16 protein-coding genes, 1 tRNA gene, 1 other RNA gene and 1 other annotated feature are annotated in these 14,951 nt (G+C 37.2%); of the genes, 14 read left to right on the top strand and 4 right to left on the bottom strand.

The window, feature by feature from the left end; genetic code table 11:
* Positions 1–96: 96 nt before the first annotated feature.
* Positions 97–1,083, bottom strand: a complete 987-nt coding sequence (locus ACTDJC_RS22260) for a YaaC family protein (RefSeq protein WP_440604715.1) — start codon at positions 1,081–1,083, stop codon at positions 97–99.
* Positions 1,084–1,199: 116 nt separating this feature from the next.
* On the opposite strand from ACTDJC_RS22260, the gene guaB reads away from it, so the two are divergent.
* The 7 genes from guaB (at position 1,200) to ACTDJC_RS22225 (ending at position 8,198) form a co-directional block, all read left to right on the top strand.
* Positions 1,200–2,663 carry an IMP dehydrogenase gene (gene guaB, locus ACTDJC_RS22255; protein WP_440604714.1) on the top strand — a complete coding sequence of 488 codons (1,464 nt, stop codon included), beginning with the start codon at positions 1,200–1,202 and terminating at the stop codon, positions 2,661–2,663.
* A 104-nt stretch (positions 2,664–2,767) separates the two neighbouring features.
* Positions 2,768–4,087, top strand: coding sequence for a D-alanyl-D-alanine carboxypeptidase family protein (locus tag ACTDJC_RS22250; protein ID WP_440604713.1), 1,320 nt, complete (start codon positions 2,768–2,770; stop codon positions 4,085–4,087).
* Between the two features lie 160 nt (positions 4,088–4,247).
* Entirely contained in the window at positions 4,248–5,135 is an 888-nt protein-coding gene (gene pdxS, locus ACTDJC_RS22245) for a pyridoxal 5'-phosphate synthase lyase subunit PdxS (protein ID WP_098310709.1), read from the top strand.
* A gap of 17 nt (positions 5,136–5,152) precedes the next feature.
* Positions 5,153–5,743: a pyridoxal 5'-phosphate synthase glutaminase subunit PdxT gene (gene pdxT, locus ACTDJC_RS22240; RefSeq protein ID WP_440604712.1), complete on the top strand. Its 591-nt coding sequence runs from the start codon at positions 5,153–5,155 to the stop codon at positions 5,741–5,743.
* A 54-nt stretch (positions 5,744–5,797) separates the two neighbouring features.
* Positions 5,798–6,019: a binding site (T-box leader), on the top strand.
* A gap of 51 nt (positions 6,020–6,070) precedes the next feature.
* The gene (gene serS, locus ACTDJC_RS22235; RefSeq protein WP_440604711.1) at positions 6,071–7,345 is read left to right on the top strand and encodes a serine--tRNA ligase; all 1,275 of its coding nucleotides are present in this window, start codon (positions 6,071–6,073) and stop codon (positions 7,343–7,345) included.
* A gap of 220 nt (positions 7,346–7,565) precedes the next feature.
* Positions 7,566–7,658: transfer RNA gene (locus ACTDJC_RS22230), tRNA-Ser, on the top strand.
* A gap of 165 nt (positions 7,659–7,823) precedes the next feature.
* Positions 7,824–8,198 (top strand): DUF3797 domain-containing protein, encoded by a 375-nt coding sequence (locus tag ACTDJC_RS22225; protein ID WP_176524702.1) that lies wholly within the window; start codon positions 7,824–7,826, stop codon positions 8,196–8,198.
* Between the two features lie 36 nt (positions 8,199–8,234).
* On the opposite strand, the gene ACTDJC_RS22220 is transcribed toward ACTDJC_RS22225, so the two are convergent.
* From ACTDJC_RS22220 to ACTDJC_RS22210, 3 genes are all read right to left on the bottom strand, one after another.
* Positions 8,235–8,903: a deoxynucleoside kinase gene (locus tag ACTDJC_RS22220; RefSeq protein ID WP_098310713.1), complete on the bottom strand. Its 669-nt coding sequence runs from the start codon at positions 8,901–8,903 to the stop codon at positions 8,235–8,237.
* The gene (locus ACTDJC_RS22215; RefSeq protein WP_253628325.1) at positions 8,903–9,541 is read right to left on the bottom strand and encodes a deoxynucleoside kinase; all 639 of its coding nucleotides are present in this window, start codon (positions 9,539–9,541) and stop codon (positions 8,903–8,905) included. The genes ACTDJC_RS22220 and ACTDJC_RS22215 overlap by 1 nt, the downstream gene beginning before the upstream one ends.
* A gap of 123 nt (positions 9,542–9,664) precedes the next feature.
* Positions 9,665–10,201, bottom strand: coding sequence for an isochorismatase family cysteine hydrolase (locus ACTDJC_RS22210; protein ID WP_440604710.1), 537 nt, complete (start codon positions 10,199–10,201; stop codon positions 9,665–9,667).
* 73 nt (positions 10,202–10,274) lie between these two features.
* On the opposite strand from ACTDJC_RS22210, the gene tadA reads away from it, so the two are divergent.
* The 7 genes from tadA (at position 10,275) to ACTDJC_RS22175 (ending at position 14,717) form a co-directional block, all read left to right on the top strand.
* On the top strand, positions 10,275–10,772 hold the full coding sequence (gene tadA / locus ACTDJC_RS22205) for a tRNA adenosine(34) deaminase TadA (protein WP_336484649.1): 498 nt from the start codon (positions 10,275–10,277) through the stop codon (positions 10,770–10,772).
* Between the two features lie 77 nt (positions 10,773–10,849).
* An RNA gene (ffs, locus tag ACTDJC_RS22200) (signal recognition particle sRNA large type) lies at positions 10,850–11,114 on the top strand.
* A gap of 270 nt (positions 11,115–11,384) precedes the next feature.
* Entirely contained in the window at positions 11,385–13,070 is a 1,686-nt protein-coding gene (dnaX, locus tag ACTDJC_RS22195) for a DNA polymerase III subunit gamma/tau (RefSeq protein WP_098310717.1), read from the top strand.
* A 74-nt stretch (positions 13,071–13,144) separates the two neighbouring features.
* Entirely contained in the window at positions 13,145–13,471 is a 327-nt protein-coding gene (locus ACTDJC_RS22190; protein WP_176524706.1) for a YbaB/EbfC family nucleoid-associated protein, read from the top strand.
* A 14-nt stretch (positions 13,472–13,485) separates the two neighbouring features.
* Positions 13,486–14,082, top strand: a complete 597-nt coding sequence (recR, locus tag ACTDJC_RS22185) for a recombination protein RecR (protein ID WP_098310719.1) — start codon at positions 13,486–13,488, stop codon at positions 14,080–14,082.
* An 18-nt stretch (positions 14,083–14,100) separates the two neighbouring features.
* Positions 14,101–14,322: a YaaL family protein gene (locus ACTDJC_RS22180; RefSeq protein ID WP_098310720.1), complete on the top strand. Its 222-nt coding sequence runs from the start codon at positions 14,101–14,103 to the stop codon at positions 14,320–14,322.
* Between the two features lie 125 nt (positions 14,323–14,447).
* Positions 14,448–14,717, top strand: coding sequence for a pro-sigmaK processing inhibitor BofA family protein (locus ACTDJC_RS22175; RefSeq protein ID WP_098310721.1), 270 nt, complete (start codon positions 14,448–14,450; stop codon positions 14,715–14,717).
* Positions 14,718–14,951 lie beyond the last annotated feature (234 nt).

The raw sequence follows: 14,951 nt of genomic DNA, 5'->3' as shown, positions 1-14,951 counted from the left end.
CTCTAGCGCCGATGGTAGTTGGGACTTTGTCCCTGTGAGAGTAGGACGTTGCCAGGCAAACGAAAGACGAGTCATTGGACTCGTCTTTTTTATTTCCTAAGAAATAGCGTTATGTTGATGCATTAAATATAAATAAATATAGTATGGCACTTTTTCAGCCGTAACAGCTAAAAATTGAAAGATAAACGGATAATCTTCAGAAGAGTAACTTCCAAGTAAATCGTACCACCAATCTGTTTCATAACGGGAAATCATACTTAAGTTATAAAGCAAAAGATAGTGTGTAAGTAATTCTGAGAAAACAGGAGCTGTTTCGCCATTGGCAGGTAAATAATAGGTATTTGTATAGTGATTATATGTAAGAGGTGCACTGTATAATGGATTCCATTGTTTAATAGGAGCTGTAAAATGCAAGTAGGAATCATTTTCTTTAGCGTTTGTATATCGAATGTTAAGATGTTTGCAACTCCCCTCCATATATCGTATAAAACGTTCTTCTGTCATATGAAAAGCGTCTAAAACATGAGTAGGAAAAGTAAAGATATTCTCTGTCACCTCTTTTAGTTTATATAGCTTATTTCTTCTTTTACTGTATAGGAATAAATCCTTTAGTTCTGCGATTCGTTGCAGTAACTCCCCCATTGTATATTTTTCTCCCTCTAAATGTTTCATATGAAACATTTGTTCCGCAACTTGAGTAAATAGTCCATGCTTTTGTATTTTAACTTCATCATCTATAAACTGATAGCTTTGTTTTTTTCGCTTTCTTGTTGTGACCCCATGTGCTAATACAGAAGTTGATTCCGGATAATTGGGATTGACTGTAAGCAAACAAGCTTTTAGGAGTTGGCTCATTCCATAAAACAATAATACTGGTTTAATGGAAAATGGGGCAGTATGACATAACTCATAGTAATTTTTCCCATGCTCTAAGTAATAAATAAATGGATAACAATTTTCAAAACTTTTTTTCTCAGTATTTATATTACCTAATTTTTTATAGCAATGGGTAAGATAATGTTGCGTGTGAGTAGAAGAAAGAAAGAAGCTTAATTTCTGCCAAGTGATTGATGAACGCTGCATTGTATACTCTCCTTTTATTTTTAGAAAATTCTAACATATACTGTCTTTCTTGACAGTATTTTAACCAATTGTTAAGCTACTAATAATAATTTCAGGTATCATGGGGGGAATCATTTATGTGGGAATCTAAATTTGTTAAAGAAGGTTTAACGTTTGATGATGTATTACTTGTACCAGCTAGATCTGATGTATTACCAAGAGAAGTAAGCGTGAAAACAGTTTTGTCTGAAAGTTTACAATTAAACATCCCTTTAATTAGTGCAGGTATGGATACGGTAACAGAAGCTGATATGGCTATCGCAATGGCTCGTCAAGGTGGATTAGGAATTATTCATAAGAATATGTCTATTGAACAACAAGCTGAGCAAGTAGATAAAGTAAAACGCTCTGAAAGCGGCGTTATTACAGATCCTTTCTTTTTAACTCCAGATCATCAAGTGTATGATGCAGAACATTTGATGGGGAAATATCGTATTTCAGGTGTTCCAATTGTAAATGATGCAGAAGAGCGAAAACTTGTAGGCATTATTACGAACCGTGATATGCGTTTTATCCAAGATTATTCAATTAAGATTTCCGATGTAATGACGAAAGAAGATTTAATTACAGCTCCAGTTCATACTACACTAGAAGATGCTGAAAAAATCTTACAGAAACATAAAATTGAAAAACTCCCTCTTGTTGATAATAACGGCGTATTACAAGGCTTGATTACAATTAAAGATATTGAAAAAGTAATCGAGTTTCCAAACTCTGCAAAAGATAAACAAGGTCGTTTATTAGTAGGTGCAGCTGTTGGAGTAACAGCTGATGCAATGCAACGCATCGATGCTTTAGTAAAAGCAAATGTTGATGTAATTGTTATTGATACAGCTCATGGACATTCAAAAGGTGTATTAGAAAAAGTGAGAGAAGTTCGTGAAAAGTATCCAAAATTAAATATTATCGCTGGTAACGTTGCAACAGCTGAAGCAACTCGCGAACTAATTGAAGCAGGTGCAAATATTGTTAAGGTTGGTATTGGACCAGGTTCTATTTGTACAACACGCGTTGTAGCTGGTGTTGGTGTTCCTCAGTTAACAGCAGTTTATGACTGTGCGACAGAAGCTCGTAAACACGGTGTTCCAGTCATTGCTGACGGTGGAATTAAATATTCTGGTGATATTGTAAAAGCATTAGCAGCAGGTGCACACGTTGTTATGCTTGGAAGCATTTTTGCCGGTGTAGCAGAAAGCCCTGGAGATACAGAAATTTACCAAGGTCGTCAATTTAAAGTATACCGTGGTATGGGTTCTGTTGGAGCAATGGAAAAAGGAAGTAAAGATCGTTATTTCCAAGAAGGCAATAAAAAACTTGTTCCAGAAGGAATTGAAGGCCGTGTTCCATTTAAAGGTCCTTTAGCAGATACGGTACATCAATTAGTTGGTGGATTACGTGCAGGTATGGGATATTGCGGTGCAGCTGATTTACCATTCTTGCGTGAAAATGCACAGTTTATCCGTATGTCAGGCGCTGGATTACGTGAAAGTCATCCGCATGATGTCCAAATTACAAAAGAGTCACCAAACTATTCATTATAATGTCGGATATCAAAATAGACAGAGATTTAGTATCTCTGTCTATTTTTTTTTGATTGTGTTAGAATAACGTTTATGTGAGTACAAATATATTGGGGGTAACAAAAGTGACAGGTATGTTCCGTAGGCAAATGATTGCGATTGTAACAGTACTTACACTATTTTGCAGCATGTTTTTTACATACAGCAGCGCATTTGCAGAAACAAATGCTCCTTTGAATGTTGATGCAGGTGCGGCAATTTTAGTGGAAGCAAATTCTGGAAAGATTTTATATCAAAAAAATCCAGATGAACTATTAGCAATTGCGAGTATGACAAAAATAATGAGTGAGTATTTAGTTCATGATGCAGTCGCAAAAGGGAAAATTAAGTGGGATCAAAAAACAAAAGTTTCTGAATATGCTCATACTATTTCACAAGACCGTTCTTTATCAAATGTTCCTTTAGAAAATGGCGGTACTTATACTGTAAAAGAGTTATACGAGGCAATGGCAATTTATTCTGCAAATGGTGCAACGATTGCCTTAGCTGAATTAATCGGTGGTTCAGAAGCTAATTTTGTTAAGATGATGAATGACAAAGCGAAAGAGCTTGGATTAAAAAACTATAAATTTGTAAACTGTACAGGATTAACAAATAAAGATTTAAAAGGGAAGCAGCCTGAAGGGACAGCTCCGGATGAAGAGAATAAAATGTCTGCTAGAGATTGTGCAATCTTAGCGCAGCATTTAATTAAAGAATATCCAGATACGTTAGAGACATCTAAAATCCCGAAAAAGACATTCCAAGAAGGTGGAAAGTATCCAGTGAACATGGATAACTGGAACTGGATGTTACCCGGATTAGTTATGCAATATGAAGGGGTAGATGGTTTGAAAACAGGCTCTACTCCAGAAGCTGGAGATTGTTTTACAGGTACAGCAGAACGTAATGGTATGCGTTTAATTTCTGTTGTTATTAATACGAAATCTCACACAGCACGTTTTGCAGAAACAAAGAAACTATTTGATTACGGTTTTACAAATTTCCAAACGAAAACAGTATATCCGAAAAATTCCCAAGTAAAAGGTCATGAAACAGTTCATGTGAATAAAGCAAAAGATACAGATGTAGCAGTGCAAACGAAGGAAGAAGTTGTACTTCCAATGCCAAAAGGAAGTAAAGATGTTTATAAAACAGATTTCAAAGCAGTAGACAAAGAGAATGAAGCGCCAATCAAAAAAGGTACAACACTTGGTTATATGACGGTATCACCAAAAGATGCAAATGATGTAGGATTTTTAACTGGTAAGTCAATGCAAGTAGATCTTGTAACAAAACAAGAAGTAGAGAAAGCAAACTGGTTTGTTCTTTCTATGCGAAGCATTGGTTCTTTCTTTAGTGATATATGGAACGGTGCAGTTGATACTGTAAAAGGTTGGTTCTAATAGCTCCCCATAGGGGGGCTTTTTTAATTTCCTGTTTTTCGCACCGATTTTATCAAAAAAATAGTAGACAAGCCTCTAATAAGTAATGGTAGAATGTAAGAGTATTCTTACTTTTCGTCGTAAGTGGGGAAAAGCAATTCACCTAGGGGGGTTTTTGTACATGATAAATGTAACAGGAACAGAGCGTGTAAAACGTGGAATGGCAGAAATGCAAAAAGGCGGCGTCATTATGGACGTAGTTAACGCTGAGCAAGCAAAAATTGCAGAAGCAGCAGGTGCGGTTGCTGTTATGGCATTAGAACGAGTTCCGGCTGATATTCGTGCAGCAGGTGGCGTTTCGCGTATGGCAGATCCAACGATTGTAGAAGAAGTAATGGGTGCTGTATCAATTCCAGTTATGGCAAAATGTCGTATCGGCCATCTTGTGGAAGCGCGTGTACTTGAATCATTAGGGGTAGACTATATTGATGAGAGTGAAGTATTAACTCCGGCTGATGAAGTGTACCATTTAAATAAACGTGATTACACTGTTCCGTTTGTATGTGGATGCCGTGATATCGGTGAAGCAGCGCGTCGTATTGCTGAAGGCGCATCTATGCTTCGTACAAAAGGTGAGCCTGGCACAGGGAATATTGTAGAAGCTGTACGTCATATGCGTCAAGTAAACGCAGAAATTCGTCAAGTTGCGAACCTACGTGAAGATGAATTAATGACATATGCAAAAAACACTGGTGCTCCTTATGAAGTATTACTTGAAATTAAACGTCTTGGTCGTTTACCAGTTGTAAACTTTGCAGCAGGCGGCGTTGCAACTCCAGCTGATGCTGCATTAATGATGCAACTTGGTGCAGATGGTGTATTCGTAGGTTCTGGTATTTTCAAATCAGAAAACCCAGAAAAATTTGCACGTGCAATTGTTGAAGCAACAACACATTATGAAGATTATGAATTAATTGCTCGTCTTTCTAAAGGACTGGGTAATGCAATGAAAGGTGTTGAAATTTCAACATTATTACCAGAACAACGCATGCAAGAGCGCGGTTGGTAATTAAAGGAGTTTTTGAAATGATTACAATCGGTGTATTGGGACTTCAAGGGGCTGTTCGTGAACATGTACGTGCAATAGAAGCAAGTGGTGCACAAGCTATTGTTGTGAAACGTACAGAGCAGTTAGAGGAAGTAGATGGACTTATTTTACCAGGCGGTGAAAGCACAACAATGCGCCGTCTTATTGATAAATATGGTTTCATGGAACCGCTTCGTGAATTTGCTAAAACAGAAAAACCGATGTTTGGTACATGTGCAGGTATGATTTTACTTGCAAAGAACCTTATTGGATATGAAGAATCACATATTGGTGCAATGGATATTACCGTTGAACGCAATGCGTTTGGTCGCCAAAAAGATAGCTTTGAGGCTGCCCTTTCTATGAAAGGTGTGGGCGAAGACTTTATTGGTGTATTTATTCGTGCGCCATATGTTGTCGATGTAGAAGATCATGTAGAAGTATTATGTACACATGAAGATCGCATGGTAGCGGTTCGACAAAATCATTTATTAGCAGCTTCTTTCCATCCAGAATTAACGGATGACCATCGTGTTACAGCATATTTTGTGCAGATGGTGAAAGAGGCAAAAATGAAAAAAGTTGTATAAGTAACTTGCAACTTGTGTAAGATTATAGTAAATTGATGATAATAATTTTATAAAATAAGCGTGTTGATAGGAAGTAGTAACAAATGTTGTTTCTTATAGAGAGTCGGTGGTTGGTGGAAACCGATAGAAACAGTTTGTGAATCCATCCTGGAATGGAATGTGGAATATCTTTATGATTAGTAAGCATTTCCGGTGAAGAGCCGTTATTTCTACTTGAGAGGAAAGCAATGGTGCTTTCAACTAGGGTGGCAACGCGGGTTAACTCCCGTCCCTTTTTACAGGGACGGGAGTTTTTTGTGTTTTATAAAACAAAAGGAGGAATATATAATGCTTGATATTAAATTTTTACGTGCGAATTTTGAAGAAGTAAAAGCAAAATTACAGCATAGAGGGGAAGATTTAACTGATTTCGGTCGTTTTGAAGAATTAGATACAAGAAGAAGAGAGTTACTTGTTCAAACAGAGGAATTGAAAAGTAAACGTAATGAAGTATCTCAACAGATCTCTGTGTTAAAACGTGAAAAGAAAGATGCAGAGGCACTAATTTTAGAGATGCGTGAAGTAGGAGAAAAAGTAAAGGATCTTGATAATGAGCTTCGTACAGTTGAAGAAGATTTAGAAAGATTAATGCTTTCTATTCCAAATATCCCACATGAATCTGCACCAATTGGTGAAACAGAGGATGATAACGTGGTAGCACGTACTTGGGGAGAGGTAAAAGAGTTTAATTTCGAACCAAAACCTCACTGGGATCTTGCAACTGACTTAGGAATTTTAGATTTCGAGCGTGCTGCTAAAGTAACGGGAAGCCGTTTTGTATTTTCTAAAGGTGCAGGTGCAAAGTTAGAACGTGCTTTAATTAGTTTTATGCTTGATCTTCATACAGAAGAACACGGATATGAAGAAGTGTTACCTCCATATATGGTAAATCGTGCAAGTATGACAGGGACAGGACAGCTTCCAAAATTTGAAGAAGATGCATTCCGTATTGAAAGTGAAGACTATTTCTTGATTCCTACAGCTGAAGTACCTGTAACAAATATGCATCGTGATGAGATTTTAAGTGCAGATCAATTGCCAATTCGTTATGCAGCATTTAGTGCGTGCTTCCGTTCTGAAGCAGGTTCAGCTGGTCGTGATACACGTGGTTTAATTCGTCAGCATCAATTTAATAAAGTGGAACTTGTGAAATTTGTAAAACCTGAAGATTCTTATGAGGAACTAGAAAAATTAACAAATGATGCAGAACGTGTATTACAATTATTAGACCTTCCATACCGTGTGATGAGCATGTGTACAGGAGATCTAGGATTTACAGCAGCGAAGAAATACGATATCGAAGTATGGATTCCTAGCTACGGTACATATCGTGAAATTTCTTCTTGTAGTAACTTTGAAGCTTTCCAAGCAAGACGTGCAAACATTCGTTTCCGTCGTGAGCCGAATGCTAAACCAGAACCTGTTCATACACTAAATGGATCTGGGCTTGCAATTGGACGTACAGTTGCAGCAATTTTAGAAAACTACCAGCAAGAAGATGGTACAATTATAATTCCAGAAGTTCTTCGCCCTTATATGGGAGGAAAAACAGTTATTAAATAAAGTTTTATTCATACACACCTCTTGTTATCCAGCAAGAATAAAGTGGAATTTTTAACAGGAGAAGAGATACATTTGACACTGACGATCTTCCTGTTTATTTGATTAGGATAAATTGTATGAGAAGGGAAAGAGAAAAAATCTCTTTCCTTTCCTTTTCTATATATAGTAGGGTTGACGAACTGTTTTTCTTTTGATATTATATTTCATGTCATGTGAATACGGAGGAATACCCAAGTCTGGCTGAAGGGATCGGTCTTGAAAACCGACAGGCGGTGCGAGCCGCGCGGGGGTTCGAATCCCTCTTCCTCCGCCATATATAATTGACAACAGCGCATATAAGTGGAGATTGGAGAACTCGTTACCAACACGTAACGAGTTTTTATTTTAACCAATCAGGAAGTAGCATATAGGAGATGTAATCTCTTATAGAAACACTCATATTCCGAGGATTATCTTCATAGATATGAAAGGAGCTACCATGGATATTATTATACAAACGTTTCCGCTTGACGGAAAAACACTATACTATGTACAATGCCCCGTTTGCAAGAAAAATAAAATTTTAAACAGTGCTGCGAACGTATCTCGTATTGTAAGTGATGAAACATTTCGTAAACTTAGTGGTTGCATCTGTGATGTGAAACAAGAAGTGAAGAAGGTAGAAGCACCAAAACAAATCGAAAAACAAGCAGCTGCAAAACGTAAAGTAATTACGGCTGTTATTAACGGGACAGAAATGACGGTAAAAGAAATTGCTGAGGCGTACGATATTAGTGTAAGCACTGTACGTCAGCGCATTAATGCCGGAAAATCAGAGAGCGAAATTATTGCTCCGACTAAAAAGAAAAACTAAGTTTATAGGAAAAACCCGTGCGATTGCACGGGTTTTTTATTTTACAAGTTTACGTGTTTGTTGTAAGAAGTGACCAATTTTCTTAACGATTGGTTCAATTGAATTTTCATTTTGCAAAATATCATATTCATTAATATTAAGACGTAGTATAGGGCAAGCATTAAAATCATTAATCCAATTTTCATAGCGTGCGTGCATCTCTTCCCAATATTCAATCGGTGTTTGCTGTTCCATAGGTCTTCCACGCTCTTTAATACGATCTACGATATCTTCAAATGATCCTTCTAGATAAATGAGTAAATCAGGGTGTGGGAAGTAAGGTGTCATAACCATTGCGTCGAATAAGCTTTTATACGTTTCATAATCTGTAGCAGTCATTGTTCCTTTTTCATAATGCATTTTTGCAAAAATTCCCGTATCTTCATAAATAGAACGGTCTTGAATAAATCCACCACCGTATTCGAAGATTCTTTTTTGTTCTTTAAAACGTTCTGCTAAGAAATAAACTTGTAAGTGGAAGCTCCAACGTGTGAAGTCATTGTAAAATTTGTCTAAATACGGATTAGAATCTACTTTTTCAAAAGATGTGCGGTAACCAAGTGCATCTGCTAATGCATTTGTCATTGTGGATTTTCCGACACCCACTGTTCCTGCAATCGTAATAACAGCATCATTTGGAATATCGTATTTTTGTCTCAAATTCATTACTGGTTAATCTCCTTCGTCAGTGTATTTTGTAATGCTGATAAGATTACGTTTAAGTCCGATTCATTTTTCACAAAATCCATATTATCTCCGTTGAATTTTAGTACGGGGATGCTCGGATGATCTTGTTTGAAAGCTTCCATTGCCGCTTCGTAATCTTCAATGAGTTGTAGTAAATAATTTGGATCTATATTTTTTTCGAATTCCCGTCCGCGCATGGCAATTCGTTTTTGTAGTGTTTCTAAGCTTGCTGTTATATACACGATGACGTTTGGAACGGGCATATCTTGTGTTAAGATACGATAAATTTGCATGTATTTCTCGTATTGGGAACCCTGTAATGTTCGAGATGCAAAAATTAAATTTTTGAATATATGGTAATCTGCTACAACAGGAATATGTTGTTTTAAATATTTTGTATCGATGTCTTCTAGTTGCTTATAACGGTTGCAGAGGAAAAACATTTCTGTTTGAAAGCTCCATTCTTGGATGTCTTCGTAAAACTTGCCTAAGAAAGGATTCTCATCAACGATTTCTTTCAATAAATGGAGTTGCATGTGAGTCGATATCGCTTTCGCGAGTGAAGTTTTTCCGACACCAATTGGTCCTTCGACCGTAATAAATGGTACTCCGGTCACGCTGTTGCCTCCTTCCAAAACATAATTTAGCACTAATAAAAAGCACAAAACAGAATTATTGTAGCATAAGAGGAGGCAGAAAGGACTAGTTTTCATAAAAAGTTAGAAAATCGACCTATGTTGTTACAACTTTAAATCAAATGATAGGGAAGTGTTTGCTTTTAAAGTTGTTTGCATAATATGCAGGGCGTGTTTATTATCTTGGTCGCAATTGGATGCAATGCAATCTTCAGGTACATATAATTGATAATTTCTCATATGAGCGTCATTTGCGGTAAATAGGATGCATATATTTCCAGCTACCCCCGTTAAAATAAGGTTTTCTATCTTTAAATGACCTAACAATGAATTTAAGGGGGTTTCATAAAAAGCAGAATAATGTGGTTTAATAAAAATATAATCATCGCTTGAGGGTGCTATTTTTTTTATAATTTCTTGGCTATATTCATTTGTGCAATAGGTAATAAGTTCGTTGATATCAGCTCTCCATAAATGGTAATGATCATTTACATAAATAATTGGACAGCCAGAGCTTTTCATTTTTTGTTTGAGTTGTAAAATGGATTCTGTAATATTTTTGCATTTTCGTGCTAAGATAGGTCCATGTGAAAATTGAAAATCATTAATCATATCGATGATAAGAAGTGCTGTATTTTTCATATGTAATCTCCTTTCCTTTCTCTTTAGATTGGATTGAATATAGAAAAGTTATTTGTGATGAAAGGATTTTGTTATGGAAGAAGATATTTATTTTATGAAGCTCGCGATAGAGGAAGCAAAAAAGGCTGAAGAAATACAAGAAGTACCAATTGGTGCAGTTGTTGTAGTGGACGGCGAGGTAGTAAGTCGTGCGCACAACTTGCGTGAAACAGAGCAACGGTCAATTGCTCATGCTGAATTGTTAGCGATTGATGATGCGTGCAAAAAGTTAGGGACGTGGCGTTTGGAAAATGCGACCCTATATGTCACATTAGAGCCGTGTCCAATGTGTGCTGGTGCAATTGTGTTATCGCGTGTAAAACGTGTTGTATATGGAGCGAGTGACCCAAAAGGTGGATGTGCTGGCACATTAATGAATTTATTAACAGAGGAACGGTTTAATCATCAATCTGAAGTTGTGGTTGGTGTATTAGAAGAAGAGTGTGGAGCCTTATTAACAACCTTTTTCCGAGAACTACGCAAAAAGAGGAAGAAAGAGAAGGAAAATCTGGATAAAAATAGTCTTTGTTAACACGTTGCAATTTTTTTGGAAACAAGTTATACTGATATTGCCTTCAGATAAGGCAACTAAATATGGTTTTAACTTTGCCGTGCTAAGCGGGGAGGTAGCGGTGCCCTGTACTCGCAATCCGCTCTAGCGAGGCCGAATCCCTTCTCGAGGTTATGCTACTGTAGGGTCTGCCTTAAGTAAGTGGTGTTGACGTTTGGGTCCTGCGCAACGGGACCCCGTGAACCTTGTCAGGTCCGGAAGGAAGCAGCAATAAGCGGGTCTTCTCGTGTGCCGCAGGAGTGCCTGAACCGAGCTAACTGCTTAAGTAACGCTTATGGTACGTAATCGACAGAAGGTGCACGGCAGTTATATAGCATATAAAACTCATCCTATATGAATAGGGTGAGTTTTTTGTATGGAAAATAACTTTTGGAATCTATAATCAGAATGGGTTATAATAAGATGAAACTTTAATCAGTGGGAGATTATTTATCCCCACTGATTATCAGTCGAACGAATCGGGCTTTTACGGGCAGTTTATCTCCCATCTAATTTTTTGTTTTAAGCTGGGGATTACTGTTCACAAATAGCGGGATAACCGAGATAATAACCTTTGGGGGAGGCCGTATTTTCGTGTCATACCAGGCGTTATACCGAACATGGAGACCGCAAAAATTTGAAGATGTAGTCGGTCAAAAGCACGTAACGAAAACGTTGCAAAATGCCCTTCTTCAAGAGAAAGCATCACATGCCTATGTGTTTTCTGGTCCAAGAGGAACAGGGAAAACAACAATTGCAAAGGTATTTGCCAAAGCAATCAACTGTGAGCATGCTCCTACAGCTGAACCTTGTAATGAATGTCCTGCATGCTTAGGAATTACGCAAGGTGCTATTTCAGATGTATTAGAAATTGACGCGGCTTCGAATAACGGTGTAGATGAAATTCGAGATATAAGAGATAAAGTGAAATATGCTCCAAGCGAAGTTCGCTATAAAGTATATATTATTGATGAAGTTCACATGCTTTCTATGGGTGCTTTTAATGCGCTATTAAAAACATTAGAAGAACCCCCGCAGCATGTTATCTTTATTTTAGCAACGACAGAACCACATAAAATTCCACCAACAATTATTTCTCGTTGTCAGCGTTTTGAGTTTCGAAAAATATCAGTGCATGATATTGTCGAACGATTAACAACTGTTGTAAACAACGAAGGAACGAAAGTGGACGAGGAAGCGCTTCAAATTGTAGCGCGTGCCGCAGAAGGTGGTATGCGTGATGCATTAAGTTTAATTGATCAAGCTATTTCTTATAGTGATGAAGTGGTGACAGTAGAAGATGTATTAGCGGTTACAGGTTCTGTTTCACAGCGATATTTAGCAAACCTTGTAGAGTGCATCTATGAAAATGATGTATCAAAAGCGCTGCGTATTGTTGATGATATTATGAATCAAGGGAAAGATCCACTTCGCTTCATGGAAGACTTCATTTACTATTATCGAGATATGCTTTTGTATCAAACTTCGCCTCAGCTAGAGGATATGCTAGAGAGAGTTATTGTTGATGATTCATTTCGTAAGTTAAGTCAGGATATGCAGCCTGAAATGATTTATGAAATTATTCATACGCTTAGTAAAAGTCAACAAGAAATGAAATGGACAAACCATCCTCGTATTTTTTTAGAGGTAGTTATGGTGCAATTGTGTCAGCAATTTGCGATGAAAGCAAATGGAGCGGATCGGTTGCAAGCTGTTTTACAAAGAATGCAGCAATTAGAACAGGAATTAGAAAATATGAAGCAACATGGTGTACCAGTTTCTGTGCAACAAGAGGTCAAAGAAACAAGGGTTACACCGAAGCCGACTCGTTCTGGTAGTATGAAAATACCTGTCGGGCGTGTTCATGAAGTTTTAAAACAAGCGACTCGTAAAGATTTAGAGCAACTAAAGAGTGCGTGGGGTGAACTGTTAGAGCGATTGAAAAATTATAATAAAGTTGCTTATGCGGTTTTGTTAGAAAACAGTGAGCCAGTCGCAGCTTCTACTACTTCTTATGTTCTTGCTTTTAAGTATGAAATACATTGTAAAATGGCGAGTGAAAATCGCGAGGCAACAGATACGGTAGAGCAAATTCTCTTTGAACTGTTTGGAAAGAGGTTGCAAATGATTGCAATCCCAAAAAGTGAATGGGGAAAAATTCGTGAGGGTTTCTTACAGCATGAAGGTAGTCCTTCAGAAGAAGCGGAAAAGCCGAAAGATCCTCTTATCGAAGAAGCTGTAAAGATTGTGGGAGAACAATTAATTGAAATAAGAGAGTAAAACACGTCTTAAATGGATTTTTCTTTATTAAACTATAAACATTCATTAAGAACCAATTAGGAGGAATTATTATGATGCGTGGTGGAATGGGAAATATGAATAACATGATGAAACAAATGCAGAAAATGCAAAAACAAATGGCGAAAGCACAAGAGGAACTTGGTGAAAAAACAGTTGAGGGAACAGCTGGCGGTGGTATGGTAACAGTTATCGCGAATGGACATAAGCAAATTTTAGAAGTGAAAATTAAAGAAGAAGTTGTAGATCCAGAAGATATCGAAATGTTACAAGACCTTGTATTAGCTGCAACGAATGATGCATTAAAGAAAGCAGAAGAGCTATCATCTTCTACAATGGGACAATTTACAAAAGGATTGAATTTACCTGGCGGTATGTTCTAGGAGGTTGGTCATAGATGCACTACCCAGAACCAATCTCAAAGCTAATTGATAGCTTTATGAAATTGCCAGGAATCGGGCCGAAAACAGCTGTTCGCCTGGCCTTTTTCGTATTGGATATGAAAGAAGATGATGTATTAGATTTTGCGAAGTCACTTGTAAATGCAAAGCGAAACTTAACGTATTGCTCTATCTGTGGTCATATAACAGATAAGGATCCTTGTTATATTTGTGATGACTCTCATCGTGATCAATCGATTGTTTGTGTTGTGCAAGAGCCGAAAGATGTCATTGCAATGGAGAAGATGAAAGAATATCAGGGAGTATATCATGTATTAAATGGTGCCATTTCTCCGATGGAAGGAATTGGTCCGGAAGATATCAATATCCCTCAGTTGTTAAAGCGACTGCACGATGAAACAGTACAAGAAGTTATTTTGGCGACAAACCCGAACATTGAAGGAGAAGCGACAGCGATGTATATTTCTCGTCTGTTAAAGCCGACAGGTATTAAAGTGACGCGCATTGCACACGGCTTACCGGTTGGCGGTGATTTAGAATATGCGGATGAAGTAACGCTATCAAAGGCGTTAGAGGGCCGCAGAGAATTATAATAAGTAGGAGAAATAGAGATGCTTTTTCAGAAAAAAGGGAAGTTGCGCAAAGAATATGACGAAAAATTAATCGTGTTGCTAGAACAAGTGAAGGTAGAGTGGATGCGTCAAAAAAGAATTGTAGCACAAAGTATTGAACCTTCAGAAAATGTACTGTGTCATTTGAAATTAGCGGAAGCGAAATATTTCTATCTATTGAAGGAAGCGAAAAGGCGTCCTGTGAAAATGGAACAGTTGTAAAGACGAAGTCGAACGGAACATACATGTCCTGTTCGACTTTTTATTTTGAAGAAGAAATTTTAACGGTCTTTTTTTTTCTTTTTCCCATACAAATATAGTGTACAAGTTGTAAGGGAGAGGACAGTATGGAACAACGTTTGATTATTGGCGGTATATTAACGTTAATCTTTCTTTTATTAATTGTAGGTGCTCCTATGAAGTCGTTTCGTTTTATAGGAAGGCCACTCGTCAAAATTGTAATAGGAGCTTTGTTGCTGTTTGTTGTCAATGTATTGGGGGCACGATTTAACTTTCATCTTCCTATTAATGTCGGTACTACATTTATTTCAGGGTTTTTAGGTTTACCGGGTGTGGGGGCGCTTATAGTCATTAAATTATATGTTTTACCGGGCTAGAAAAGTTATGTTTTCTAGCCTGGTATTCTTTTTTTTGAAAAAGTATTGACGTATAAACTATTAATATGGTAAATTAATAAACGTCGTCAACGACAAAAGAAAAAAAGAAGTTGACACTCACAGTTAAATGTGATAAATTATAAAAGTCGCTGAAATGCGATGTTGAACTTTGAAAACTAAACGAAACAAACAACGTGAAACGTCAATTTTTATTTATGATGCTAGACAAACACT

The organism is Bacillus sp. GB_SG_008, assembly GCF_052038115.1.
GTDB classification, from domain to species: Bacteria; Bacillota; Bacilli; order Bacillales; family Bacillaceae_G; genus Bacillus_A; species Bacillus_A rhizoplanae.
Note: the sequence above shows the minus strand (reverse complement) of the source record. Positions and strands in the feature narration are given on the sequence as shown.